The organism is Paenibacillus amylolyticus, from assembly GCF_050990605.1.
GTDB classification, from domain to species: Bacteria; Bacillota; Bacilli; order Paenibacillales; family Paenibacillaceae; genus Paenibacillus; species Paenibacillus amylolyticus_H.
In genome coordinates this window covers 2,919,449-2,944,983 of sequence record NZ_CP158832.1, presented here as the reverse complement: position 1 = coordinate 2,944,983, position 25,535 = coordinate 2,919,449, and the positions used below count along the sequence as shown (strand labels likewise).

The 25,535-nt window shown below is 44.0% G+C and carries 23 protein-coding genes; 7 read left to right on the top strand and 16 right to left on the bottom strand.

All coding sequences use genetic code 11. The features are described 5' to 3' along the window. The first annotated feature begins 158 nt into the window (after nucleotides 1-158). The gene (locus ABTV53_RS13410) at nucleotides 159-944 is read left to right on the top strand and encodes a DUF817 domain-containing protein (protein ID WP_433753584.1); all 786 of its coding nucleotides are present in this window, start codon (nucleotides 159-161) and stop codon (nucleotides 942-944) included. Between the two features lie 93 nt (nucleotides 945-1,037). Here ABTV53_RS13410 and ABTV53_RS13405 read toward each other — a convergent pair whose 3' ends face one another. The 4 genes from ABTV53_RS13405 to ABTV53_RS13390 form a co-directional block, all read right to left on the bottom strand. Continuing rightward, on the bottom strand, nucleotides 1,038-1,715 hold the full coding sequence (locus ABTV53_RS13405; RefSeq protein ID WP_433753582.1) for a hypothetical protein: 678 nt from the start codon (nucleotides 1,713-1,715) through the stop codon (nucleotides 1,038-1,040). A gap of 162 nt (nucleotides 1,716-1,877) precedes the next feature. Next, nucleotides 1,878-2,786, bottom strand: a complete 909-nt coding sequence (gene murB, locus ABTV53_RS13400) for a UDP-N-acetylmuramate dehydrogenase (RefSeq protein WP_433754187.1) — start codon at nucleotides 2,784-2,786, stop codon at nucleotides 1,878-1,880. A 140-nt stretch (nucleotides 2,787-2,926) separates the two neighbouring features. Continuing rightward, the gene (locus tag ABTV53_RS13395) at nucleotides 2,927-3,292 is read right to left on the bottom strand and encodes an SDR family NAD(P)-dependent oxidoreductase (protein WP_433753580.1); all 366 of its coding nucleotides are present in this window, start codon (nucleotides 3,290-3,292) and stop codon (nucleotides 2,927-2,929) included. A gap of 173 nt (nucleotides 3,293-3,465) precedes the next feature. After that, nucleotides 3,466-4,077 (bottom strand): hypothetical protein, encoded by a 612-nt coding sequence (locus ABTV53_RS13390; RefSeq protein ID WP_433753579.1) that lies wholly within the window; start codon nucleotides 4,075-4,077, stop codon nucleotides 3,466-3,468. Between the two features lie 163 nt (nucleotides 4,078-4,240). Between ABTV53_RS13390 and ABTV53_RS13385 the strand changes: the two genes are divergently transcribed. Continuing rightward, complete coding sequence (locus tag ABTV53_RS13385; protein ID WP_433753577.1) at nucleotides 4,241-4,915, top strand: class I SAM-dependent methyltransferase; 675 nt, start codon at nucleotides 4,241-4,243, stop codon at nucleotides 4,913-4,915. A 68-nt stretch (nucleotides 4,916-4,983) separates the two neighbouring features. Here ABTV53_RS13385 and ABTV53_RS13380 read toward each other — a convergent pair whose 3' ends face one another. From ABTV53_RS13380 to ABTV53_RS13360, 5 genes are all read right to left on the bottom strand, one after another. Next, the gene (locus tag ABTV53_RS13380) at nucleotides 4,984-6,387 is read right to left on the bottom strand and encodes a PQQ-binding-like beta-propeller repeat protein (RefSeq protein ID WP_433753575.1); all 1,404 of its coding nucleotides are present in this window, start codon (nucleotides 6,385-6,387) and stop codon (nucleotides 4,984-4,986) included. A gap of 192 nt (nucleotides 6,388-6,579) precedes the next feature. Continuing rightward, a complete protein-coding gene (locus tag ABTV53_RS13375) occupies nucleotides 6,580-8,631 on the bottom strand; it encodes a serine hydrolase domain-containing protein (RefSeq protein ID WP_433753573.1) in 2,052 nt (683 codons plus the stop codon). Nucleotides 8,632-8,741: 110 nt separating this feature from the next. Further along, nucleotides 8,742-10,043: an ATP-binding protein gene (locus ABTV53_RS13370; RefSeq protein WP_433753572.1), complete on the bottom strand. Its 1,302-nt coding sequence runs from the start codon at nucleotides 10,041-10,043 to the stop codon at nucleotides 8,742-8,744. A 1-nt stretch (nucleotide 10,044) separates the two neighbouring features. Then, the gene (locus ABTV53_RS13365; RefSeq protein WP_433753570.1) at nucleotides 10,045-10,785 is read right to left on the bottom strand and encodes a LytR/AlgR family response regulator transcription factor; all 741 of its coding nucleotides are present in this window, start codon (nucleotides 10,783-10,785) and stop codon (nucleotides 10,045-10,047) included. Nucleotides 10,786-10,984: 199 nt separating this feature from the next. Further along, nucleotides 10,985-11,749: a YheC/YheD family protein gene (locus ABTV53_RS13360; RefSeq protein WP_433753568.1), complete on the bottom strand. Its 765-nt coding sequence runs from the start codon at nucleotides 11,747-11,749 to the stop codon at nucleotides 10,985-10,987. 202 nt (nucleotides 11,750-11,951) lie between these two features. On the opposite strand from ABTV53_RS13360, the gene ABTV53_RS13355 reads away from it, so the two are divergent. Both ABTV53_RS13355 and ABTV53_RS13350 read left to right on the top strand, forming a co-directional pair. Then, on the top strand, nucleotides 11,952-12,761 hold the full coding sequence (locus ABTV53_RS13355) for a DUF6492 family protein (protein ID WP_433753566.1): 810 nt from the start codon (nucleotides 11,952-11,954) through the stop codon (nucleotides 12,759-12,761). Nucleotides 12,762-12,778: 17 nt separating this feature from the next. Next, nucleotides 12,779-14,152 carry a sugar phosphate nucleotidyltransferase gene (locus tag ABTV53_RS13350; protein WP_433753564.1) on the top strand — a complete coding sequence of 458 codons (1,374 nt, stop codon included), beginning with the start codon at nucleotides 12,779-12,781 and terminating at the stop codon, nucleotides 14,150-14,152. Between the two features lie 107 nt (nucleotides 14,153-14,259). Here the strand turns inward: ABTV53_RS13350 and ABTV53_RS13345 are convergent, their stop codons facing one another. The 5 genes from ABTV53_RS13345 to ABTV53_RS13325 form a co-directional block, all read right to left on the bottom strand. Continuing rightward, entirely contained in the window at nucleotides 14,260-17,079 is a 2,820-nt protein-coding gene (locus tag ABTV53_RS13345) for a glycoside hydrolase family 2 TIM barrel-domain containing protein (RefSeq protein WP_433753562.1), read from the bottom strand. 187 nt (nucleotides 17,080-17,266) lie between these two features. Continuing rightward, nucleotides 17,267-18,061, bottom strand: coding sequence for an SDR family NAD(P)-dependent oxidoreductase (locus ABTV53_RS13340; RefSeq protein ID WP_433753560.1), 795 nt, complete (start codon nucleotides 18,059-18,061; stop codon nucleotides 17,267-17,269). Nucleotides 18,062-18,191: 130 nt separating this feature from the next. Further along, nucleotides 18,192-19,190 carry a helix-turn-helix domain-containing protein gene (locus ABTV53_RS13335; protein ID WP_433753558.1) on the bottom strand — a complete coding sequence of 333 codons (999 nt, stop codon included), beginning with the start codon at nucleotides 19,188-19,190 and terminating at the stop codon, nucleotides 18,192-18,194. Nucleotides 19,191-19,353: 163 nt separating this feature from the next. Next, on the bottom strand, nucleotides 19,354-19,926 hold the full coding sequence (locus ABTV53_RS13330) for an esterase/lipase family protein (RefSeq protein WP_433754185.1): 573 nt from the start codon (nucleotides 19,924-19,926) through the stop codon (nucleotides 19,354-19,356). Nucleotides 19,927-20,114: 188 nt separating this feature from the next. Then, complete coding sequence (locus ABTV53_RS13325) at nucleotides 20,115-20,423, bottom strand: hypothetical protein (protein WP_421889406.1); 309 nt, start codon at nucleotides 20,421-20,423, stop codon at nucleotides 20,115-20,117. Between the two features lie 163 nt (nucleotides 20,424-20,586). On the opposite strand from ABTV53_RS13325, the gene ABTV53_RS13320 reads away from it, so the two are divergent. The 3 genes from ABTV53_RS13320 (at nucleotide 20,587) to ABTV53_RS13310 (ending at nucleotide 24,005) form a co-directional block, all read left to right on the top strand. Beyond that, complete coding sequence (locus ABTV53_RS13320) at nucleotides 20,587-21,819, top strand: ATP-binding protein (RefSeq protein ID WP_433753556.1); 1,233 nt, start codon at nucleotides 20,587-20,589, stop codon at nucleotides 21,817-21,819. Nucleotides 21,820-21,865: 46 nt separating this feature from the next. Then, nucleotides 21,866-22,291 (top strand): hypothetical protein, encoded by a 426-nt coding sequence (locus ABTV53_RS13315; RefSeq protein WP_421889402.1) that lies wholly within the window; start codon nucleotides 21,866-21,868, stop codon nucleotides 22,289-22,291. A 439-nt stretch (nucleotides 22,292-22,730) separates the two neighbouring features. Then, nucleotides 22,731-24,005 carry a stalk domain-containing protein gene (locus ABTV53_RS13310; protein ID WP_433753553.1) on the top strand — a complete coding sequence of 425 codons (1,275 nt, stop codon included), beginning with the start codon at nucleotides 22,731-22,733 and terminating at the stop codon, nucleotides 24,003-24,005. A gap of 89 nt (nucleotides 24,006-24,094) precedes the next feature. On the opposite strand, the gene ABTV53_RS13305 is transcribed toward ABTV53_RS13310, so the two are convergent. Both ABTV53_RS13305 and ABTV53_RS13300 read right to left on the bottom strand, forming a co-directional pair. Next, nucleotides 24,095-24,313, bottom strand: coding sequence for a hypothetical protein (locus tag ABTV53_RS13305; protein ID WP_433753552.1), 219 nt, complete (start codon nucleotides 24,311-24,313; stop codon nucleotides 24,095-24,097). Between the two features lie 44 nt (nucleotides 24,314-24,357). Then, complete coding sequence (locus ABTV53_RS13300; RefSeq protein ID WP_433753551.1) at nucleotides 24,358-25,533, bottom strand: Ger(x)C family spore germination protein; 1,176 nt, start codon at nucleotides 25,531-25,533, stop codon at nucleotides 24,358-24,360. Nucleotides 25,534-25,535: the final 2 nt, after the last annotated feature.

The following is a 25,535-nucleotide window of genomic DNA, read 5'->3' as shown; positions in this document are numbered from 1 at the left end:
GATAATTCAAGTTTGAAAACAAGAACAGATTTGCGTGTTTTTTTCTCTTTTTATTCATCGATGAACTCTATATTATGAAGTGTAGGCATGATGAACCTTGAATCTTAAATCTTAAATGAATCTTGCTCCAACATGTTTGGAAAGGAGTTAAACTTGGATTGAAACCTCTAATACAACTACTTCATTTTGGCTATCATCAGGCTATGAGCTGCATATTTCCTGTAGCGATCTTTGGAACATTGGCTCTCTCCAGCGTAATTCCGATTCCTTTCCTGCATCGATATGATGCCATCCTGCTTGTATTGCTTGGTGTGCAGTACCTGATGTATCGAAGCGGCTTGGAAACGCGGGATGAAATCAAGGTCATCTGTGTATTTCACATCATTGGCCTGGTGCTGGAAATCTATAAAGTATGGATGGGATCTTGGTCTTACCCTGAGCCAGCGTACACCAAAATCCTGGGTGTCCCTCTTTATAGCGGATTCATGTATGCAAGTGTAGCCAGTTTTATGTGTCAGGTGTGGCGAAGACTGCGAATGGACATGACCGGATGGCCTGGTTTTGCACCTTCCATGCTGCTCGGAGCAGCCATCTATATTAATTTTTTTACTCATCATTTTATGCCCGATTTTCGCTGGTGGCTGACGGCGCTTGTATTTATAGTCTTCTGGAAAACGTGGATAATCTACCGAGTACGGGCAACGACCTATCGGATGCCGTTATCGATCGCATTTATCATTGTTGGTTTCTTCATCTGGACTGCAGAGAACATCGCTACATTCTTCAATGCCTGGAAATATCCTGATCAGCATGATGCCTGGCAACTGGTAAGCTTTAGCAAAATTAGTTCGTGGTTCCTGCTGGTCATCATCAGTGTCATCATCGTTGCGCAGCTCAAGTATGTGAAGGCCAATCGAACGGCAGATGATCCAAATTCCATCTAACCATTACTTCCCTAATCATAAAAACAGCAGCACGCTTAGACTGGAAAATAAGTCTTCGAATGCCGCTGTTTTTTTGCGTGGTTCTATTCGAGATTATTCAACAAATAATGAGCCAAAACCATCTGCCTCTTCAATATCTTTGTTGAGTAAGAGTTTCTCCTTTTCATCGTATGCTTTGATCGTATAAGGAGGAGTCGCTGATGAAGGCAGGAATGCGTACCAGATTTGTTCGTTCTCACCTGCCTCAACCAGCTTCACATCGAAAGAGGCGGGCTTTCCATTTTCTTTGATTTCAACAGTTACACGCTTGATAGTGGAGTCTATTATATCACCAAACAGCATGGGAAACGGGGCCGAGACGTTTTCCAACTTCGGTATGCTTATATAATGCAACGCAAACTTGGATTCAACTGATTCATTAATGGAATATCCTCCACCCCATACCCATTTCCATCCGAAAATGTTCTTGCGGGTATACTCCATCTGAAGATTACTGTTGTCTTCCCGATCCTTTTTTTGTGTGAACAAAATCATGCCACCGTCTACAGCGTCCTGATGAATGAATTGGGAGGTATACAACTCCCCTCTAAATTCCTGAACTGCCCTCTCAGGACTGTTCGCTATAGGAATATGTATAGGTTCACTTAATCCCCAAACCTTGGATATCCGTTGATCGGCTAGCCCGCCAGCACGTTCATTCATATACATATATGTCAGGACTGACAAGGGCGTCAGTAAAATTACCATTGTGATAATTATCAGAATTCTCATGTTACGTTTGAACATCTCCAAGTGCACTCCTTATCATAACGATGAAATATTAAATACAATCACTCTGATATTACCATAATTAGCATATGAGTTCTTGTTTGAGTATAATTCGTACAATCAAAAAAGGCCGCCAAGGGCGACCTTTCAAGTCATTCATCAAAGCTATTCTCCCAGAAAGATTACTTCGGTTTCCAATTCAACTTGGAACGTATCATATACTTTCTTCTGAATAAATTGGATCAGATCCATATAATCCTGGGCAGTAGCGTGATCCACATTTACGATAAAACCTGCATGCTTCATGGAGATTTCAGCACCTCCTATGCGAGTGCCCTGCAAGTTACAATCCTGAATCAGTTTACCGGCAAAATGTCCTTCGGGTCGTTTAAATACACTTCCACAAGAGGGGAATTCAAGCGGCTGCTTGGATTCTCTCAGGAACGTTAATTCCTTCATTTTGCTTGCAATATCTTCCTTGTTTCCTTTTTTGAGCCCGAATTCGGCCTCCAGTATGATATAGTGATCCATCTTGAAAAGACTATTTCGATAACCAAATTTCATCTCTTCTCGCGGGATCTCCAACACTGCGCCGTCTTTGGTGATCACAGTCGCACGTTCAACAACATCGGCGATCTGACCGCCATAAGCACCCGCATTCATGTAAAGTGCGCCCCCCGTGCTGCCGGGAATACCGCAAGCAAACTCCAAACCGGTCAAGCTATGCTCCAAAGCAAGTCTGGATACATCAATGATATCAACGCCGCTTTGCGCAATCATAGTGTCCCCGTTCACTTTAATTTGATCGAAGTGGCTAAGAGAAATCGTTACTCCCCGGATGCCCCCGTCTTTAATAATGACGTTTGAGCCTTTTCCAATGACCGTCAGAGGTAACTGATGTAAGTTGGCAATTTCCACGATTTTAGTGATTTCGTCTATCGTTGTTGGATGGATGAGAATATCTGCGTTACCACCTATTTTAATAAACGTGTGATTTTTTAGCGGTTCATTGAATTTCACTTTTTCCAAAGGTATCTGATGCTCAAAAATATTCATGATTTTCTCTCCCTGAATTCATAAAGAAATGATTGCACCATCGCGAAAATGAGATGCTCCTTCTTTATTATATGCTAAATAGGAGATTTTGTTTGAAATTATGTTGTTTTCATTATAATTAATCGCATTCTCTTTAGATTTTGAACTTTTCCGTGAGTTCATGAAGACGTGATGCCCGCATTAAGAATCAGCATGTCAATGTTCCGATCACTCGCCAGAAACCGCTCGGCAAAAGCACGAACACTGGATATTTCAGCGAGGTCCAATACATCTATTTCAACACCTTCCAGACCAGAAAGTGCTTCCTTCGCAACCGCTGGACGACGTGCAGTCACCACTACACGGGCTCCCGCATTAACAAGCGCACGTGTCGTCTCCAACCCGAGGCCGGAATATCCCCCCGTTACAATAGCAAGCTGTCCTGACAAGTCCAGATCTTTCAATACATCCTCCGCTGTACTGTTATGATTGAAGCCAGAGCCCATTTTATGTTGTAAAGTTCTAGTATTATTTCCCTGTGTCATTCTGTACATCTCCTTGGCAATATTTCTCTTCTTCTTCAAAGTCTACACCCTAGAGCGTGCTCTAAGTCAATTTTGGAAGTGAATACATCACCTCGCAACTTCTCCGTGCAATCTGCAAAGTGAAAAAGCCGCTAGTTAGCGACTTTCGTTGAAAAGATTATAGTCACCTAAGGTTACGAATCACCCTGAACGGTGGATAACGAAACAAGGACCGGGCTGGCGAAATCGGGGGCCTCTTTTCCTTTGGGATTATGAAGACAGAATAGAAATGCGTCCCCTTCTTCTGATTTCCATACCATATAATCGCTAATTCCTTCTTCACCAGAAGCCTGAAGATAGAGCTCAGCATAACCAAGCGGGTGTTCTACCAGTTCTCCACTATAATCGGATACCTTACCGGCTTTTTCTAATTCTTCTTTACCCGCTGTCTCCAGTTCTGCCAGATTATAATCCGAAGGCAGCGGTTCAATATCCACATAATAGTCAGCGTTACTAGTCAGTGACAGACGGCCTTGAGCAGCATTGAATGTGAATTTTTCGAATACGTACAAGGAAAATCCTTCTCCTTGTTGCAAGGTCGCTTCGAGTGATTGATTGCCATCTGCGGTCAACATTTCAAATCTTTCGGTCTGTTGACGCTCCGTTTCATTTGCTTCTTCTGTTTCCCCCGCTGTTGTTGATGGTTTCGGGCTAGCCGAAGGTTCATCACTAGCAGAGCAAGCTGCAAGTGTTAGAACCATAATGATTAATGAGATACTCATTATAATAGAACGTGGTTGAAACATCAGGTTCATTCCTCCCTGCCTATATTCTGTGCTCACATGTTATTACCCATGACTGAGACTAGGAATCCATAGGTCCAACCTATGAGTTTATCCATAATTAGTATTTCCCTTGATCCGTTCCAGTTTGTAAAATATGGAGAAAACCTCAAGGAGTGATGAGCACATGGAATTCTCAGTAAAGCAGCTGTTTGATAAGGTAGCCCAAGATTATGATGTGCAGCGAAAGCAGCTTATCCCTTGTTTTGATGATTTTTATGGAATGGCTCTGGATCTAATGGAAAGTTCGCTCGATTCGCCACGTATTCTTGATCTGGGTGCAGGAACGGGGCTTCTCTCCGGATTGGTCCTGCAAAAATATCCTAATGCACGATTAACCTTAATCGACATTAGTGATCAAATGCTCGAAGGGGCACGTCGAAGGTTTGCTGATGCTACGCAAGTAGAGTACTTGGTAGGGGATTACTCAAAGCATAACTTCACCAGTTCCTACGATATGATTATTTCCTCCCTGTCTATTCACCATCTGACCCACGCTGATAAGAAAAAGGTGTTTGAAACTGTAAATAAGCTTTTAGAACCAGGTGGTCGCTTTATCAACGCAGATCAAGTTCAGGGAAGAACCCCCGATACAGACACCTATTACCGCCAGCGCTGGTTAGAAGCAATTCATCAAAGTGGTTTGTCTGAGGAAGCCATCTCGGCTTCAATAGAAAGACGCAAGGTGGATATCAATGCCACGCTGGAGGATCAATTGGTGTGGTTGGAGGAAGCTGGGTTTCGCGTGGCAGATTGCATGTACAAATACTTGGACTTTGCAGTGTTTTATGCGCAAAAATAAAAAAGACCGGATTATGGGCAAGCTATGCCGTGATCCGGTCTTCTCACATATTTTTCATTCTGAATCACTTATTTCAGCGCTGCTGGCAACTTAACACCGAGAAGCTTGCCTTCGGCTTGGATAATGATCATTCCGTTTGTCTTCAACGTCGTGTTGTGCAGATCTCCTTCGGTGGAGACTCGAAAGACGGGTTGACCCGACATCATATTGATGGCAAGCAAAGTCCCGTTACGTTGCGCTCGATACATTCCTTTGCTGTAAACATCCATCTGAGAAATGGGAGCATCCCCATGCCATTGAACCTCTTGACCATTAGCCAACTTGATGCCTGTGAGTTCACTGGTGTCGAGGTTCTTGTATATCAGTCGTTCCTGTACAATGCCAAGCAACGCCATCTTGTCCCCGTAAGGTCGCTGAAAAGTTCGAAGGGGCGCTGTTCCCGACTTAGTCAAATTCAACGGATACTCCGCTATCTTGTCTCCCTGTTCAATGTACAGTTTGTCTTTATGAACAAGTATACCTCCTCGACCATTCGTATACGGTGGGTCTCCCGGCATTGTCCACGTATACTCCTGACTTCCTTTTAACACACCGGTCTTCAGGTTGTATGCGTTGATCTTCCATTCGCGTTCAGGTGACGAATCATATTCCTCCAGCATTGGAGAATAGGTGTCCACCGAATACACAAGACCGTCTTTGATCTGAAGAGCTCGCCCCTGACCAAAATGATCCCATAGCTTTTTGCCCGTTTTCTTGTCATATGCATTAAGCTGAATGGATGTAAGTGCCCCTTGGACAAAAAAAGTTCTCAGCACCACACCATTAGACTCTTCGAGATATTCGGTGCCATGACCTTCACCCAGCGGTTCATCCACCTCCCAACGCAGTTTGCCTGACTTGATATCCAGTGCGAACGTTGTACTTCCTTTAATCACATAGAGGGTATCTATCGTTGGAATCAGGACTTCTGTACGTTGATACGTATCAATCCAGGTGGATGTGACAGATTGCCATTTTGCTTTGCCTGTTTTTGCATTCAATGCATAAGGCTTATGATCACTGGTCAGTCCGTAGAGGACGCCGCCCTGATAGGTGATATAAGGTGTCAGATCTTTGCCGTAAGTCCACAGCCGTTTACCTGTTTTGGCATCGAGTGCAATTAACTTTGATCCTGCGAACGTGAATACTTTACCTTCTTCTGCGACGGCATTAAACCCGATATACATGTCATTCATTTTCATATAATTATCCACCTTCGCAGTCCAGGCAGGCTTCAATTCAGGTACAGTGATATGTTGATAGGAATACCAGTTACGGATGGATACATCCGATGATTCTGCGTATGCCTCTGCCGGCAACACGCCGATGACTCCGTGAACCATCAACATTCCGGCAGTAAGGCCTGCAATGATGGGTCTTCCTGTTCTTCTTTTCCAATGCTTATTCATTTGACGTTTACGTATATTGATCATGAATAGCGATTCCTCCTGTTAAAATGAGCCTGATATATAACTACATAAATATAACGTGTGGTGAGTCCAAATAGTTGCCTGATTGTTAAATTATTCAAATAAATTATCAAAAAAGCCGCCACTAGGCGACTTCTTGATAATTGTATTTTTTCGGTGATAAGTTGCATATGACTCTTTAATGAAGTTTCTGCTTTACTTTAATTCAATCTGGAATACATCACCCGCGTCCCCACCAAAAACGACAAAACCACTTTTCGGGAGCTTCGTCGATTCCTGATTGGTTGCTACAGAGAAGTCAACCATTTCCCCTTTATCATTATACACTGCGTAACCTCCGGTCTTCGGAGAATCCACCGTGATGGATTTATTACCCGATCGGGCGTCGATCGCATACCACCGGGCTTGACCGTTTGCCGGAATAGTTGTAATTCCTTTTTTCCCACCAAAGATTGGAGTAATTGCATCCTCTGCAATGTATTCCTGTCCATCCTGAATCAAAATCTCAGCGCCATTCTTCGTGTAAAATTGCAGATCAAATGCGTCTCTTCCATTCATCACAGGAATCTGGGCGACATTCTCTGCGTTGTCCGTATCCTTGATTTGCGTGCCATTGGCATAGCCATTTTTGGCATCAACGGACAGGTTCTTGATCAGCATCGATGGAAGCAGATAGAAGATCGACGTTATTTTTTCATCCAGTGCGTAATATTTCGAGCCGTCACGAGCTGTCCATTTCTCTTTGGTTGTTGCGTCCAGCGCATTATGCTCCAGTTTTTGATAATCATACGTGTTCATCACCGTCTGGCCTATGCCGGGTAACGTTATCATGCCCTGAACTTTAACATACACCTTGTCATTACGTTCCTTCACAAAGCTAGCTTTCACACTGCCATCCTCACTTGTAAAATGTTCGTCGCCTGTGTACACATATTTCTGCTCAGGAATAATGCCTCCCAGCAAAGCAGGCAGTTGCATCTCACCATCCTTGATCTTTATGTCCAATGTCTCTCCTACCGTACCATAGAGACCGGAGTACGCGCTTAATTCTGTTGGCATCTTCACTTTGTCCGGTGACGAGAAGGACTGATCGGGTTTAACCTTGTCAATGATGCCCTGATCCTCCAGGACTTCCAGCAGCACTTTGCTGGCAAACATCTGATTGTAGACGGAAGATCCGCCAGATGACAGAACCGCCATTGAAATATCATGTTCGGGTATAGTGATTAACACGGCGTGGTACAACATGGTATCTCCGCCTTTGGCTAACGCGGTAATCCCATAATCGCTGAACGGTGCAAGGTCAACCGCGTCCCAACCCAAGCCATAATTAATCGTATTTTGTTCATCAGATACCCATATGCCCTTACGATACTCATGAGATTGCATGGCCTTCACAGCAGATTCGGACAGAATATCCGGTCTGTTCCCCATTAAAACCTCTCCGAATTGACTCAATTCCTCTGCGGTGGAGTACACCCCGCCTGTACCGATAATATTTGCATTCTCCGTAGGCATCGTCATCTCAAGTGTAGGCCAATACGTTTCGGATAACTGCGCTCTGTCAAAGGAATCCAAGGGTGTCTTCGTTGATTCCAACTTCAACGGCTCGCTAATGTACTCGGCGATATATTCGCTGTAGCTTAACCCACTCACCCGTTCCACCATAAGCTCCAGTAACTGGAAGCCATCATTGCAGTAGACGGAAAAGGCACCCGGCTTTGATTTCAGTTTTTCAGACTGAAGTTTGAGCAATAACTCATCATGATTGCGGGTGTCATTATCCTCAAACAGCATGCTGTTTCCATAATGTGTACCGTAAAGACCGGATGAATGATTCATCAACATGCGCGGTGTGATTTGAGTATAGCGCGCATCTGCCATTTTAAAGTCCTTGATATACGAAGTAAGCGGCTCATCCAGATCTATTTTGCCGGAATCGACCAGCTTCATGGCGGCTGCCGTAACAACCATTTTGCTAACCGAGCCTATGCCATACATGCTATCCTTGTCTACTGGCTTCTGTGATGCCTTATCGTGCAGTCCTACGCTATCTGATAAAATGTATTGCCCTTCATCCATAATCGCATATTGCACACTGGTGACACCGTAGTTTTGCACCATCTCCTTGGCGATCTGCTCCGCCCGTGCCTCAATCGTACCGCTGTTACTCGCCTCTGCGCTGACATCTGCCATCGGTGTAATTACAAGCACCGCTGTACATAAAAGACAAATTAATTTCTTCATCCCATGTCCTCCCTCAAATGTTCTTATGAATGAATTCATCATAACCGGGAAGAGGCAGATCGAACGCAAACGGACCCTGAATGGAAAAAAACAATCCCCGAACGGCAGGTTCAGGGATTGTCCGTGTGAAACGGAAGCACAACCATATTGTTAAACTTTCGATGCTGATGCTCAATACTCATATGTCCACCATATTTCTCGCACATTCTCGATATATTGGTTAGACCGATCCCATGGTACTCCGGATTGGGTTTCTCACTTTTCAACTCAATTATTGGTTGCTCTACATGATTCATAATCTGGATGACGAGAGCTGATGCCGTGGAATGAATGGCAATAAGGATATATCGATCCTCCGCCTGTCTGACCTTCTTGGAGGCTTCAATTGCATTATCAAGCATGTTACCAAGCACCACACACAGATCATAGCGATCGATCTGGATATGTTGCGAGTGAAGCTGGATTTTGGTGTCGATTTTGATTCCGTTTGCCTGCCCCATAGCCAAGGTATTCGTAACGAGTGCATCAATGACCAGATTGCCGGAGTTCACCCGCTGGTATGCACCTTCAATCGTATTTAACGTAGACTTGATATGGTCACCTGCTGCCGCCAGTTCGTTACGTTGGATACATTCATCAATATACAGAAATTGCTGATTGATATCATGGATGATGGATTTAATATTTTTGAAACTGTGAACCGTCTTCTCATAGTTGGCATCCTGGTAATCCATCTGACGTTGCAAATCGGCATTTTCATGCGCGAGCTGTACCTTTTCCACCATATTATCGAATACATAAACAATGAACACATTGAGAAAAAGAGAACCCAGCACAGAAAAGACGTAGAATATGTTTTTTTCACTATAAATGGAGGCCACATTGATCTGATAGATTGTAATCATCGGTACGATGAGAAACATCAAATAATAACGATAATGCACTGCAAAACCTCTGCGTTTGGCGACTAGGCGGACAACTTGAATAACAATGAACATGATGCTGCAACCAAGCAGCATCACTTTGGAGAGAATCCAGTGGTCTTCACCATTGAATTGTTCCCATGAAATGAAGTCTCCTGTGGATTCCAAAACGCCAAGAATATATACTGCTATAGTATTCGCCATCGTAATCAAAACCCCATACAGGATGGTAAAAACAAGCTTGATTTTAAGCTCCACTTCATAGGATTGTGCCAGACTGAAGATTAATAACAGAGCAACAGCAGTTGAAACAAGATCGGAGAAGGAAAATGCCAAATAAAAATAACCCAGTATAACAAATGCCATGAAATAGATCGTTCTCTGTGGCTTCCGCTTGGACTTGCCCAGCACAGAATCAAAATAAAAATTGGCCTGAAACGCCATGAGCAAGGTCACGAAGATGATGGAAAAAATCATATAGGTATCCATATCATTGAATCCTCATAATCATAAATTTAGTGTAAGCATCCTTAACTTCCTTGACCTTGGATCGGCCTATGGGCAATTCTGTCCCATTTAACATAACGACTTGAGTACCGGAGAACTTCTGCACATGCATCAGATTAATGATAATCGAACGATGAATCTGCAAAAAACCATGATCTTTCAAACCGATAGCGTAACTGGTTAAAATGCCTTTGGTCTCATGGACATGTTCCTGTGTCACAAAATTCAACTTGTTCTTGATCGTTAAACTTTTGACAACCTCAATCCAGAGAATATCATCATATTTCAGCAGCAGTTCATCATAGTCTGACTTGATTAGTACATACTTTTTGTCCAATGCCTGAAAATATTGACACAGCTTGATCATCTTTTCCTCGAAAACGTGCGGTTGGATCGGCTTGATCAGATATTGAAAGGTGATGACATCGAAGCTTTCCACCATGTATTCCGGATAACTGGTCAGGAACATAATCTGTACATCCAGAAATTTCATGTTCCTGATCTCTTTGGCAGTCTGAATCCCGTTCATTCCGCCCATCTCTACATCCATGATGAGAATATGAAATGTATCCCCAACCTCTCTGTAGTGGGAGAGCAGTTGTTCACCAGAGGTGAATAGGCTAATTTGAAAATCAAAATTGGTTTTTAGGGATAAGGAGACCAGTATCGTTTTCACACGTTCTCGCTGCTGCTCCTCGTCATCACAGATTGCAATATTGAACATGGGGGAACATCCGCCTTTCATCGACATCGACTCTGAATTTCACTCTCGAATATACTATTTTAACATAGGTTTCGGAGTCGAATTGGGATGAAATGCAGTATTCCGACCCTAAAACGCAGATCACCAAAAAAAGTCGCCACATTGGCGACTCTTGAGCTTCAAACCTTTTCCAGCCGATTCCTATGAAAAATCCGGTCTCTTATTCTGTTTTTTTGGGCACAGCATGGCGGTAATATCGTATTACCTTGCGATACATCGTCTTGTCCTTTAATTGATTGAATATAAAGGGGTCAGGTTTGACATTCACCTCAATAATCCAGGGTTTTAGACTGTGGTCCAGTCCGATATCCACACCAATTTGCTTAAGATACGAGTACTTTTTCTTCATATGACGAGCTATACGCAGGCTAAGCTCATTCATCTCCTCAATCAGTTCATTCCTGCGTTTTGTGGATGCATGCGATTGTAACAGCTTGTGAATATCCATCGGTGTACCACCACTATGATAATTGGTTACGATTTTTTTGGGATGACCCAGTCGGCCGATGATTCCGGTAGCTTCCCAATGTTTGGTCGGGCTTAGCTGTATCATCACTCGGATGTCAAAACGTCTGTTATTATGCTTAAGCAGATGGATTCCTCTCTGAATCAGATAACTTCTTTTATGCACCAAACGAGTCAGACTGTTATAAAACGATTCAAAACTGTCAAACGTCAGGCGTTTTTGCTCGATCTGATAGACATAATGTTGATGACTGTCCATCTCGGCTTTAATAACACCCATCCCGAAAGTACCTCTCTCGGGTTTGACATAGACCATGCCATATTTGCTGATCATGGATTTCAGATTCGTTTTGTTATATTTCTGTGTGTCCGGGATAAACGGTTTAATAGATTCATTATTAATGATCAATTTTGTTTTTAACCACTTGCTTCTTAACGGCTGCAATTTATCAACTCCCATGTCGTAAACTCTCCCTTCAGCAACCACATCAAAGCCTGCTGTTTGATCAAGATCCTGCATGCATTATATGTACTATCGATAATGGAACCCTCAACAAAAGCCCCTATTCGTAAAAATGTATATTTGCACATGCCCTGACCAAACCACTTTTGCACACATACCATAGAAGAAGTTATCACGATTTGTGTAAGGAGTTGAGAAGATGTCCGTCCAGCGTGGAATTCAGTGGAGTAATGCGCCTAAGATTGATGTTCTTATACCAGCGATCGAGAAAGACTTGGCTACCCTTCCCCTCGTCATCGATAACATTCGCCGTTATGTAAAACATCCCATTGGAAGCATATATATTGTTTCTCCGGTCAGCACCAAAATCAGAAACCTTTGTTCACGTAAAAACTGCATTTTTGTTAATGAGCGATCCGTATTGCCTATAACCAAAAACGAGATACACTACCAGTCCTCCCGATGGAATCGGTCAGGCTGGTTATATCAGCAGCTGCTCAAAATGAACGGAGATTCCATTGTGAAGGCAAAGTACTTTCTAGTTATGGATGCGGACACCGTACTGATTAAACCTCATTCATTTATTGTAGAAGGCAAAACGGTATTTTACTGCCGTGACTGGAGCCAGCCGGAATATTTCAATACCTATCGCAAGTTGTTAGGCATGAAAGCGCCGCGTCCCCGCTCTTTTGTCACCCATTATATGCTGTTCGACAAATCGAAACTCGCTGCCTTAAAACAGAAAATTGAAGCGGTTCATAAGCTCCCATGGTATAAAGCGATCATTTCCAATATCAATAAAAAGAAGCAGTTTGGTTTCTCCGAGTATGAGACGTATGCCAATTATATGTATACGAAGAACCCAGGCAGCATGGTCCTTAGGAGTTCCATGAACAAAAGTCTGAATGTGAACGCTTCTTCGTTAGAAAAGCAACAAATCTGTAATCTGGCTCTTAAATACCGTTCTCTTTCCTTTCATAAACGGAAAATCTACAGTAAAGCTCCCTGAGCTTAAGGAGGAAGCCCATGCATATCGTACTGCTGTGCGGCGGCTCTGGCAAAAGGCTATGGCCGTTATCCAATGAGCTTCGCTCCAAGCTGTTCATAGATATACTTCCATCACCCGCTGGAGGTAGGGAATCCATGATCAGCAGAGTATGCCGCCAGCTTGACAGTTCACGCCTAACGGAATCAACGCTCATTATTTCACATCAGGATCAGGCTAGTATTACGGTTCGACATACTCAAGGCAAAATACCAGTCATCGGGGAACCTTATAAACGAGGCACGTTTACTGCGGCTGCCTTAGCGACGTTATATCTGCAATCCTTCCGAATGGCCAAAGATGACGATGTGATCTGTATCGCGCCAGCTGATGTGTTCGCAGGTGAAGATTTTTTCAGCAACTTCCATTTACTTCCGGACATATTAAGTCATTCTCAAGCCGATATCGCTTTAATTGGGACAAGGCCTACACATGCTTCAGAACAGTATGGATACATCCTGCCGGGTAGGGAAGAACGTAATGCTTATGCGCCTATAACACGATTTATAGAAAAACCCGAAGCCGCCATTGCTGAAGCTCTGCTACAACGTGGGGCACTATGGAACAGCGGTGTGTACGCGTTCACCGTCGCGTTTATGATATCCCATATTAAAAAAATGGGGCTTCCGGTTCATTATGATCAATTGTCATCCCTGTATGAAGCGTTGCCTGAACGCAGTTTTGACAAGCATGTTGCAGAAAAAGCGCAGCGGGCCGTAGTCCTGCCTTATAAGGGAGTATGGCAGGATATCGGAAGCTGGGATACGCTGTGCGCACAGTTAGATTCCCATGTAATGGGACACGGTGGAATCTCGGGCTCTTCCTCCGATTCTTATATTATTAATGAGCTCCCCTATCCCATCCAAGTCATTGGTGTACCAGGTATTATCGCTGCCGCAAGCCCGGATGGCATTCTCATTGCCAACATAAATAATTCAAATGAAATTAAAGCGCAATTGGGTAGCTTGTCAATAAAACCAATGTATGGTGAAGCAGCCTGGGGCAGTTATCGTGTCATTGAAAGTTCGGTAGAAGATGAGAATACAACTGTAACCACATTAAACATAACGGTTCTACCGGGCAAACATATCGGATTGAACTGGCATAGAACTGGGTGTAGAGCATGGACCGTGCTTGCAGGCAGTGGGCAAGTGCTTGTCAATGGAAAGGTCATGCAAGCGAGTATGGGCAATCAGTTCGCGATTACCAAGAAGAGTCTCTTTTCTATTCTGGCTGAAACCAGGCTGGTGATTCTTGAGGTCCGGATCGGAGTAACAGAGGATAAAGGCAACATACTTTTTGAAGAAGAAGATTGGAATGTAATCCTAGAAAGTGCAGGTTCATCAAATGCTTAATGGGAGAATGAACCAAATTCAATCTGCGTGTCTTATAGCCCCTTCCATTCGCGGAAGGGGCTCATTAACATAATTAAGGGAAACCTGACACTTCTTCTCCCTATATCTTAGTTAAACAACTTGCGAAGTTCCTCTACTTCCAGACGTGCAACTGGCTGGTAAGCGGAACTTTGTACATAACGCTGGAAGCTGTATAACAACTGTCTGCCCTCCAATGTAGTCATCAGACGCTCCAGATTCAGTGCTCCCATCAGCACTCTCCCCTTCCGGACCCGGCACTCCATCAACAGGCCGAGCTTGTGGTTTCGCTCAAAATTGTCAATGGTCTGAACGATCGGATTCAACTCTTTATCCAACTCATCCAAGATGATCGATGACGACTCGGACACGATGCTCCACCACGGATAAGTTGAGTGCTCCTCTGTGACAAAATGTTCGAAGGCCGGATGATCCTGTTGAATTAACAAGCCCATTGTGCCCACAGGAACTTCTCTTTTCATATTCTCCGAGATGGATCGGAACATAGGGTAAGACCAGAAATCGGTGCTATAGAAACCTTGGATCGCGTGTTGAAGCTTATTGGGATTTGGGAAAAGTAAAATATCCTCGCCCTGCTCAAGCAGCGCCAACGCCTGTTCCGAGATTTCGGTAAATAGATTCAAACCGCTCAGGTCCACTTCCTCCTGACTCGGGTAGATCCACAGGTCGTAAGACTTACGGATATCCGTACCCGGAATGGACAGTCTAAGCTCCACTTTGGTCATATTGGAGACTTCAGGAATGCGAATGCTGATATCCGTGATATTCACATAATGTTCTCCGTGGAACGCTGGCAGATTAACTTCACCTTCCACAAGAATACTTCCTTCAATCTCCTTGCTTTGAAGTACCCATTTCAATTGGAATCCATCCAACACTAGTCTGCGGAAGTAACTTAGTTCAATGTGTGCTTCGAACAATTCACCCGCTTGATAATTATATTTGGGGAATCTCGCGAGCAGCACAGCGTCGGAACAGAATGTTCTCCACTCCTCCGGTGTAATCATGCCCTTGGAATCCATGAATGCGTCCAGTACACCCACCAGCGCTGTCCCCTGACCACTGAAATCCTGGAGATCCAGCAGTTGGAACCCTGCTAGTTGTTTCGAACGAAAAGCAGCCTCCAGTTCCTCCTTGTAACATGCGACCGCGAGCTTACCAGAGGCTCTGAAGTAGGCTTCCGCAAGATGTCCCAGTCCTTTAGCATTCAGACGCTCTCGAAACACTTCGAAATTCTTGGCTTTGAGAGAACCCGTATACTTGTTGATCTCCTCGAAATTAGGAAACGTGGCGTACTGTCCAATTTCATGCGAGATGATTGGTACGTGTGACACAAGTTGGTCACTTCCAGCTTCGGCCTGCACTGTTTTGGAACCTGTCCCATACTGAATCTGAATCTCTTTCTCCCCAGTCTGACCAGAAGGGTCAGCATCGCTGCCTTGCTCAGGTACAATGTTAGAATCGTAATCTTTCAATGTATTTGGCAGGTCGGTCTGCACGTGACCGAGCGGAGCATCACACATCGCATATGAACCTCTGAACAGGCGCTCTTTGGAGAAACGAACCCCGCAGAAGAATTCACTTTCCTCCAGAATGTCCGGCACAAACTGAAAGTTATTGGAACCTTCGGTGTATAGATGACGAGGATCATATGCTTTGTATGCCTTCAAAATGGAATTTAGTCTGTCCTTGCTTCCCCATAGTTCATTCCCCATGGACATCATGACAAACGAAGGATGATTACCAAAAGCTCGCAGTATCGCAAATCCTTCGCTAATCAAGTAATCCTGCTCGTCTTGATTATGCCCATCCGAAGATTCATCCGTAATGGTTCCCCAGAACGGAAGCTCAGGCTCCATATAGATGCCTAACAGATCCGCTGCTATAAAAGCAGCCTCTGGAGGACAGCAGGTATGGAAACGGTAGTGATTAATACCGTAGGACTTGGAGATGGCGAGAATGCGAACCCATTCATCCACATCTGTTGGCGTGTATCCCGTGAGCGGAAAGATCAGCCCGTCATGTTTGCCTCGAAGAAACGTTTTGCGACCATTAATGGTGAATTTGTCTCCAGCAGCCCGAAATTCCCGTAATCCCGTCCATACTTCGATGGAATCCAGCACTTTGCCGTCCTGATCTTGCAGATGAATATGAAGCTGGTACAGGTTAGGTTCATCATCACTCCATAACATCGCATCTTCGCCAATCTTGTACGTCAGCTGGATTTCCTGCGAATCCGGGGCGAAAATCTGTTCCTCGGTCGTATACACCGGATCTGCACTGACTGCAACAGCCGAGACCACGATTCGTACTTCTTGCAGGTCACCAACAAGTGTTGCCTTGATCTCGAAAGATCGAGTCGCAAGATCGGGATAGACCTGAACATTATCCAGGAAAACACGCTCAAAAAATTGAAATTCCAATTTCCCGGTGATGCCGTTCCAATTCGTCTGCGTGTCTTCGGATGTAAGGTGACCACCTTTGGTTGGATAATTGGTATTGTCCACTCGAATGGTAATTGTATGAGTCCCAGCGGTTAGCCCTGTCTCAATCTCGTAACGATGAGGTGTGTTCAGACTCTTTTGTGTTCCGCATTCCACCCCATCAATCCAAACTGTGGTTACTCGTGTTCGTTCCAGATGCAAGAAGCAACATTTTCCAGCCAAGTGTTCGGGAATTTCAATCTCTCGTGAAAACCAGGCATATCCTTCAAACAAATACTCATCCGTCAGCGCACCGATTAACACATTCTCGTTTTTCTTGCCCTTGGCCGCATGAGATGTAGTATTTGGCAATGTAATAAAATCTGAGAAATTCAAACCACGTTCCACCTTATGTTCATCGAGTTGGAGTTTCCATAAGCCTTCCAGATTTATTGCAGCTATCATGCTAGTGTCCCCTTTTAGATTCATATGATTGATACAAGTAATCGCTTCCAATTAACAGAAATCGTTTTCGAAAATCATACCTGTATTATAAACTCGCTTGACGCCCCTCGGATAGATCATTTACAAATAAAAAAGTCGCCAACGCTGGCGACATCTTATGGATACATATCCTGTATCCTGAACAATTTTAAAATATGGTGGGAACCATGCCCCCGTCCATTCGGATGGGAGAGCCTCTGAAGGCTGAAGCATATGGGCTGCATACAAATGCCGCGAGTCTGCCTATTTCACTTGGCTTGATGAATCGCTGTAATTCGGACTGTGGCAGATTACTCTTCATAAAGTCTTTCTCTTTTTCCTTGAAAGTCAGTGCCTCATCAGGGTATATGCCCTCAATGATTTTTTGAACGTTTTCCGACAGGGTTGGACCTGGCAGGATCGTATTGATTGTAACCTCGGTGCCTGCTGTCAGTTTGGACAAACTTTTGGATAATGAAAGCAGCATTGACTTGGTCATGCAATACTGTGGCATCTGGCCTGAAGGCATAAGAGCTTCTTCACTTGCGATGAAAATAATACGCCCGTCATTGTTCTTCACCATTTTAGGTAAATAAAATTGAGACAAACCATTGGCAGCCAGCACATTAGTACGGAAATATTTTTCCCACACTTCATCATTTACGTCTTCATAACTCATGATCTCATATATACCCATACTATTAATTAATATATCAACTTCGGGAAATTTCTCAAATAAAACTTGGCGTTGCGCTTGATCTACAAGATCAGCCGTGGCCTTTTGCGGAGAGGTCTCCGGAAAATGGGCCTTAATTTCCCGAACTGTTTGTTCCACCTCTTCATCATTGCGTCCATTAATTAGCACATGAACACCTTCTCGGGCGAGTTCCATGGCAATTGCTTTACCAATTCCTTTTGTTGATCCTGTAACTAAGGCTGTTTTCTCTTTTACTCCCATATCCATCCTGCATTTCTCCTTCTTGATTACAACTATCCGGCAGCTATTTCTTGAACATTGCCAACAGATTCATGCTCCGGGTAGATATAATATTACGCAGTCTGAGGGGCCTAGTAACTAGCACTTTACGCCAGAATTATTGCCTTACACGCCAATTTGAAGGTGTATCCCCTTCCCAATTTCGGAACGCACGATAGAACGAATTCTGGTCTTCATATCCAACCAGAAATGCCACTTCTCTGATATCGAGCGAAGGATCCGCAAGGTACTCTCGGGCCTGCTCACGTCTAGCCTCGGTTAATAATTGCTTGAAGTTTGTGTTCTCCTCCGTCAGTCGCCGCTGCAAAGTACGATCACTCATGCGAAGCTCTTTGGCCACCGTCTGGATGTCAGGGCGCTTTCCTGTGAGGCTGCGTTTCATAATCCATTTGACCACTTCAGTAACGGAACGATTGCTCTCTTGTTCGTCCAGCGACCGATCCAGAGCCGGGGTCAGAATCTCCAGTAACTCTTCGTTATACGATAGAAATGGAAGGCTCAGATCTTTCCGTTCCAGCGTCAGCCGATTATAGTTGGAATTCGTATCGACTCGGCAGCCTAAGTAAGACTCAAGGATGGCTACATCACCCATCGGTTGGGAGAACTCAACCCGTTTTGCAATCAAAGGCTGTCCGGTGCCCCTCCGTCCAAGTTCGATCAGAAATGCCAGCGTGATACCAACCAGTAATGGCGGACCTTGTTGCTCCTTTTGTAACCATTGGAGTTCAATGATACATTCCTCAGCTGCTTCGGTAATCTGTAAACTTTCTGGGGGACACATTTGCTTGTAACGGACCATTCGATTCAACGCATCACGATAATCACGAGCATGGTACATCGCCAAAACAGGCGGAGGATACTTCGATATTTCATATCCGGTTGCAAGTTGGATGATACCCTCGGCGGTGTCCCCAATGAGATCAGAGTACGCCTGCCAGATTGCAAAGTATTGAGATTGGGTCACTACAGGTTTATTTATTATCTCAAGAGATAGTTGTGCTGTGCGAGCGATGTCGTCAGCACCAATCCCTAATTGATGTAATCCAGCCCAAAAGCCTGGGTGAACCTTAATTCGATCATTCGGTTGAGGTTGCATGTGTACAGACTCCTTTAACTTGTTCCATTAATATTCTGATTTCTAATTATAGAATGGATGATACGAAAACACGACTACCCATGAAGGGTCAGTCGTGTTCAAGTCAATCATTCAGTATATTATAAAAGAATGCACATTTGTTTGCCATTTTCACAATGTTCAGTTACTCGTTCAACGCAGTTTTGATCAGGGCATTCACCCGTGAGTTAAACAGCAAACCGATATGGGATACGAGGGAAACGGAAACGTTATTCGCCCCGTTCAACCGGGAAAGTGCCGGGGACACAATCATGTCACTGGTGGAATAGATCGAAGTCACCTTTATTCCACTCGGAGCTGTCGTTGTGGTCAATCGATTAGCCCCGCCAAGGGTAATCAACTTATCCACTTTGGAAGCGCCTCCACGGTTAAGTATGTAATAGAGACTATTAGCTCCACCCATGCTATGAGCTATAATATTGACTTTTGTATGACCCGTTTCGCGCAGAACATCATCTACGAATCGACTAATTGCTGCGGAGTTCAAAAGTTGGTTTCCTTGTTTGCTAGGAAGGTCTATCGCGAATAATTCGTCTCTTGTCCACCCTTGGCTACGCAAATAACTCTCAATTGCTGTAAAATTGCTATCTGAACCGGTCAATCCATGTACCAATACAATGGGTGTACGTGCCGTAGCTGCAGAAGCCTTTGAACTCGATCCTATTCCAGTTATTGATAAGGCAAGGATCATACTCATGAATACAACAAGGATTAATTTGGTCTTTTTCACTTCATTCACTCTCCTGTAAAATGATTTATATTCCATATATTACAAGCTAACATATGGAATATAAATGAACCTTTAGTCTCATTTTTACAGGATTATCCAAAGTGTAGCACAACTAAAATCATTACATGTTATCAAACTCTAGTTCTCTGCTTCGTTTATCCTTCTACAATATCTGCATGCAGATCTGTTGCAATTTCAATCATTTTGGGGACAATAGCTTCGTTAGAAATAGCTACATATAGATCCCCCATGTACAAACGAAAAGCAATCTGTGTTCCCTCATGGTCCCACATAAAAAAGTCCCCATCGATGGTCATGGTGCTCTCCGCTCCGACTATGTTAAGAACCGGTGAGTAGGTAAAATCGGGTTGGGATTCGAAGTATAGTTTGCACTCTTCCAGCGAGATGGATTGTTCCGCATTGCTTTCTTGCATGGATCGGGTAATTCGAAAACGCTGATTCATTGATTTGCCTCCAAAACTTGATTAATATATACATGTTCCACAGCATTATATTTTCTCATTTCCGTCTTCCACTGTCAAAACCATACATGCCCTATTCTTCGAATTCATATATACTGAATACAGTGCACAACGAATTTCTACAATCAGGAGGACTCAAATCAATATGTTGAAAACAGAATTCATTGATGTACTATCCATAGTCTCACATAAATTATATGATTCGGCTGCTAATGTCATGGACACGGCAAGCAGATTAATTCCTGCAAATACGTTTTGTATCGCTCAGTTGGATCATCTGTCCACCAAAGTTCTGAACGTATATAATCGCGACAAACTGATCCTTGGTGAGGGGCTAGTCGTTGCTAACGCTGAGTCATACTGTGCACTTGTGACAGAACATACCCAAGGCCCGTTAGTGATTAATAATAATCTGACTCACCCGTTAACCAAACATATGGACGCTACAAAATTCGTGGGCGGTTGTTCATTTGTCGGTGTGCCTATATACAATGAAAACGGAGAAATTTACGGCTCCCTTTGCTCATTTGATCAGGATTTCTACTGCTATCAACAAAAAGACGTGGATCTGCTTCTCTCCTTATCTTTATTTTTCACAAGTCTTCTTGAGATGGAAACCACGCTGCGACAGTTAAAACATGCGGAAGAGACCGCTGCAAAAGTACTTGAAGAAAAGAAAAATTTGCTGGCCGTTCTCAGCCACGAAATCCGGACGCCAATGAATGGTGTTCTTGCCATGGCCAATCTGTTGCAATCAACCAGACTGAGTGAGGATCAATCGTTATATGTTAATGTCATTGAGTCAAGTGGCGCCAGCCTTCTATCGATGATGGATCAAATTCTGGAATATTCCAAAGCAGAAGCTGGTGCGATCTCTCTGGAGATCAAACCCTATAGTATTACTGAAACAGTTGATCATGTAATACAATTATTCTCTTCTGAAGCACTGAAAAAAGGAGTTTGTTTGTACGCAGAATACAATATTAATGGTCATGTGATGTTTATGGGCGATCAACACAAAGTTCGTCAGATTCTCATTAATCTTGTTGGGAATGCGCTTAAATTTACGGAGAATGGTGCAGTATGTATCTCTACTCAGGTAACTGCTGATACCAAAGGTACTCTCCATGCGTCCTACGAAATAACGGATACGGGCATCGGCATCCCGCAGGATCGCCAGAATCTCTTGTTCAAATCTTACTCCCAGATTCATCGTAATTCAGGAAAGTATGGCGGCGCGGGGCTGGGCCTGTCCATCTGTAAACAACTCGCAGAATTAATGGGTGGCGTTGTATGGCTTAGAGATTCCAGTCATTTGGGCAGTCAGTTTGTCTTTAATATTTCCAGCACTGCACCCACCGTCCATACGAATATCTGAATAATGAATATATTATTCTATCTGAGTAAGATAGGAGGTATATTCATTGACGCAATTTCTAGATGCACGGACATCCCAGAATGCCGCCTTGTTTAATTCCATCTCCATACCGATTCCAGTGATTTTAACGCCCCAATTATTCGGCCAGATTGGTCTCATAACCGCTGGAGCCGGAACCAATCTAAGAGTTTCATTAAAAGGAACCATCACGGTACAATTGCCACGTGCACTTTTTATTGTGAGAATTACGGTTGTAAGAGGAACAATGGCAACCAGTCCAATCGTATACTCCAGAGACCACACATATGGTCTAAGTGGTCTGCTTAACCCCGAAGTGATTGTCTTCAGTGCTACTGACTTTAACCCACCGCTCATGCCCCAATTAACGTACACCGCATTTATAAGCACAAATCTGCTCGGGACTACACGGGTGGGACCCGAGAGTTTCGACGGGTATGTCGTTTCAGATTAAAAAATACGTATAACCTCATACCTCTAGTCGGTTTCCCATAGATTAAAGGTATGAGGTTTTTTCTACGATTAACATACAAATCCATCAAAATTCTCGAGACCAACACGGATTGTTCCCAGCACGTCGGAGCTTACAAAAGCAGTGTAAGTTAATTGTGGTGCCAATACACTTAAACCAAATGTGGACTAATGTTGGGAAAGTACAGTATATTTCGTAGCGTACTATTGTGTTTGGACTTCTACCATCATCTCAACAGAGTTTAATTAAATTCACTATGGTCGGAAGAATCTATTGAACAGCGATATGGTATATATCACTATATTCCAGACTCTTATATTGGAACGATATGAAAATTTTGTTATGATACATATGCTAGATTAATAGATATTGTTATAAAACTTGATTCTATTGTTATGTATAAAGTTGGAGGAGACATACGATGCTTATTAAACGTGTAGGAAAAATCGCCGCGGTTACTGTAATTGCTCTCTCTATCCTTGGAAGTACACCCAATATCGGTGGAGCCTATGCTGCCCCGGCCATTTCAGTACACTTGGATGATGTTCCTCTGAAGTTTGATGCAGATCCACGAGTTGATAAAGGTGTCACTTACGTTCCGTTCCGGACGGTCGGGGAAGCCCTGGGTATTGATATTACCTGGAACAGCAGATCACAGACTGTAAAAGCAACGAACACTGTGAAAGGACAAACTACTGAGGTACTATTACAAGTTGGCAGCACCACAGCGACCGTAAATGGAAAAAAAGTTACACTTGCTGCAGCACCCGTTCAGCGCGAAGGACGCGTGCTTATTCCACTCAGTTCTTTTAGTAATCAATTCGGTGTAAGTGCAAGCTGGAATCAGGCAACCAAGACGGTTTCCCTCATCTCCCCACAACGCGAGATGCACCTGAGAGCCTTCTATGCATTGCAATCCTTTCAAGAAAAGGACCTTATTACTTCCATGAATTCCGTGGCCTTTGGTTGGAGCCGCATTGATCGCGAAGGTCAGTTCACGCTTCAGGGGGATGAGTACCGTCTTCCTGCTGCTGCGGGTGATATTACACCGCAGTCCATCGTTGCTGACGCAGCAGATCAGCAGATCCAACCGCAGCTCATGGTGTATGCATTGGACGGAAACGGCGAACTGACTAAAGTATTGAGCGACAGCAGCCTGCGGCAGAAATCAATTGAAGGTATAACTGCCGCTGTAGCAGAGCATGGTTTTGGCGGAGTTGTTCTGGATTTCGAAGGACTGGGTTTTAAACTGGATGAGGTTGAACAACAGAAGCTGCTCAATGAATATGTGAAACAATTAAAGAGTTCCTTGCCCCAGGATACAGCCTTATCCCTAGCGGTACCACCTCTAAATAGTGCTTATAAAGGTTATGATTACAAGACACTAGCCTCCATTGCAGATGATCTTATTATTATGGCCTATCAGTATAATCCGGTTGGCACCAAATCTCAGGTGCCTGAGCCCAATAGTCTTGTAGATCAGGCCATTCAATTAGCCTTAAAGGCCGGTGTCCCAAAGAGCAAGCTTTTGCTCGGAATTAGTCTAAGCAGTGAAACGTCCACCTCTGTAGATGATAAGCTCGGTCTTGCCAAACGTTATGACCTCAAAGGAGCCGCATTCTGGCGTCTGGGTCTGTTCCGTTCCTACAATACAAAGATGGAAGATGCCGTGAACGCTTCTGTCATAAAAGAATAAATTCCTTTGGACAGGTTTGATTCTCACCTAAAGTATAGAAGGACCACACCTCTGGTACGTAGAGCCGTGGTCCTTCTTTTCCCATCATCTTACTTCACCAATTGATCCACACTTCCAAAGACAAGCTTCATGACCTGGGTAGGACCAGGCAAACGGGGCTGAAAGAGAAGAATGATCCCAATGACTGCCGCGACAACAGTAATTCCCGCACTCACTATTCTGGCTCGCTTTTCTTTGCTACTCTTCCACTCCCCATACATTATCGCAGCGGCCACCATCAAAATCCCAAGGATTGAGCCTAGTTTCATGCAATCACCTCATTTCTCGGACTTGTAACAGGAGTAGTCTCTGTTCAATTTCCGTTCTCATCCGGTATCCCCTGTGGTCCTGTTGATTTTCCGGTACGTACTACATGGGCTTCCACGTTGACTTCCACGTCCAATTCAGGATAGATGGTTTCCCAGTTCTTCTCCTGCTTCTTCCATTGATGCGGATAATATCTGCGAAATTCAACGGCAAATTTGAAGAGATCGGTGCGCAGCTCCTTCTGGGCCATGTCTAAAGCATCATGAGCCAGAGCTGTAAGCTTAGCTGACCATTCCTGTTCCAATTTAGTTAACACAGCGGGATCAGTCAGATCGGCGTCGGTGGTATTTAACACCACTTCTCCTCTCGTTTGGATGTCGGCCTTCATACTCCACTTTTGATTTACAATTCGAGGCTTCAAGACCGTTTGAATTTCAATGGGCTGGATCGAAAAAGAACCTTTCAACGGCTTAAATTCAACAGGCATAATAATGTTGTTCAGTTCTTTTGCAAGTAATAATACACCTACGCTTAGTGGTTCTTTGACCGTCTTGACGTAGCGATCCTCCTTATATATGCTCAGACCTTTCACATATGGCGTGGTTGTCAGTTTATCCTGATCGGTCTCCAGGGGTAAGATTAACATGCGAGACAAGATGACCGAGCTACTTGGACCTTCAATCGATTTGCCTAGTTCTAGCGCGGTAATCCGTGTACCCAGCTTCAGATTGGCCATTTCTCGCAGCGACTCTGCAGAACTTCGCTCCAGAGGATCAAGTAAGGCAAGGATATCTTTCGCCGCCTTTTCGCTGGAAAAGACATAGGCATGCTCCCTGAACTGAGGGTAACGCAAGAAGAAATCGATGTACTCGCGAATCCCCCGTTTGCCGGCTTGTTCACTGATGATAATAACTTCGCAATGGCCCCAGAACATATTCCGGGGAACTTTACGTTGTAACCGATTCAATGCCTCGGCAATTGTACGCCCTTCCGCCGTACGAATCATCGTAACCCCACTTGGACTGCCTCCGCTCCCAGTGCTATCTCCTGCACTCGCCTTTCGCGGAATGAAAATCTGTGAAGTCAGTTGTACTTTGCCATCTTCGTAATCTATACCCGTAGCCAGCACAATAGCCAAATCGTTAATCTCGATGCGATCCCAACATCCACTTAAAAGCACACAACACAATATTGGCATCAGTAGTACTCTATATATTCGCAAGT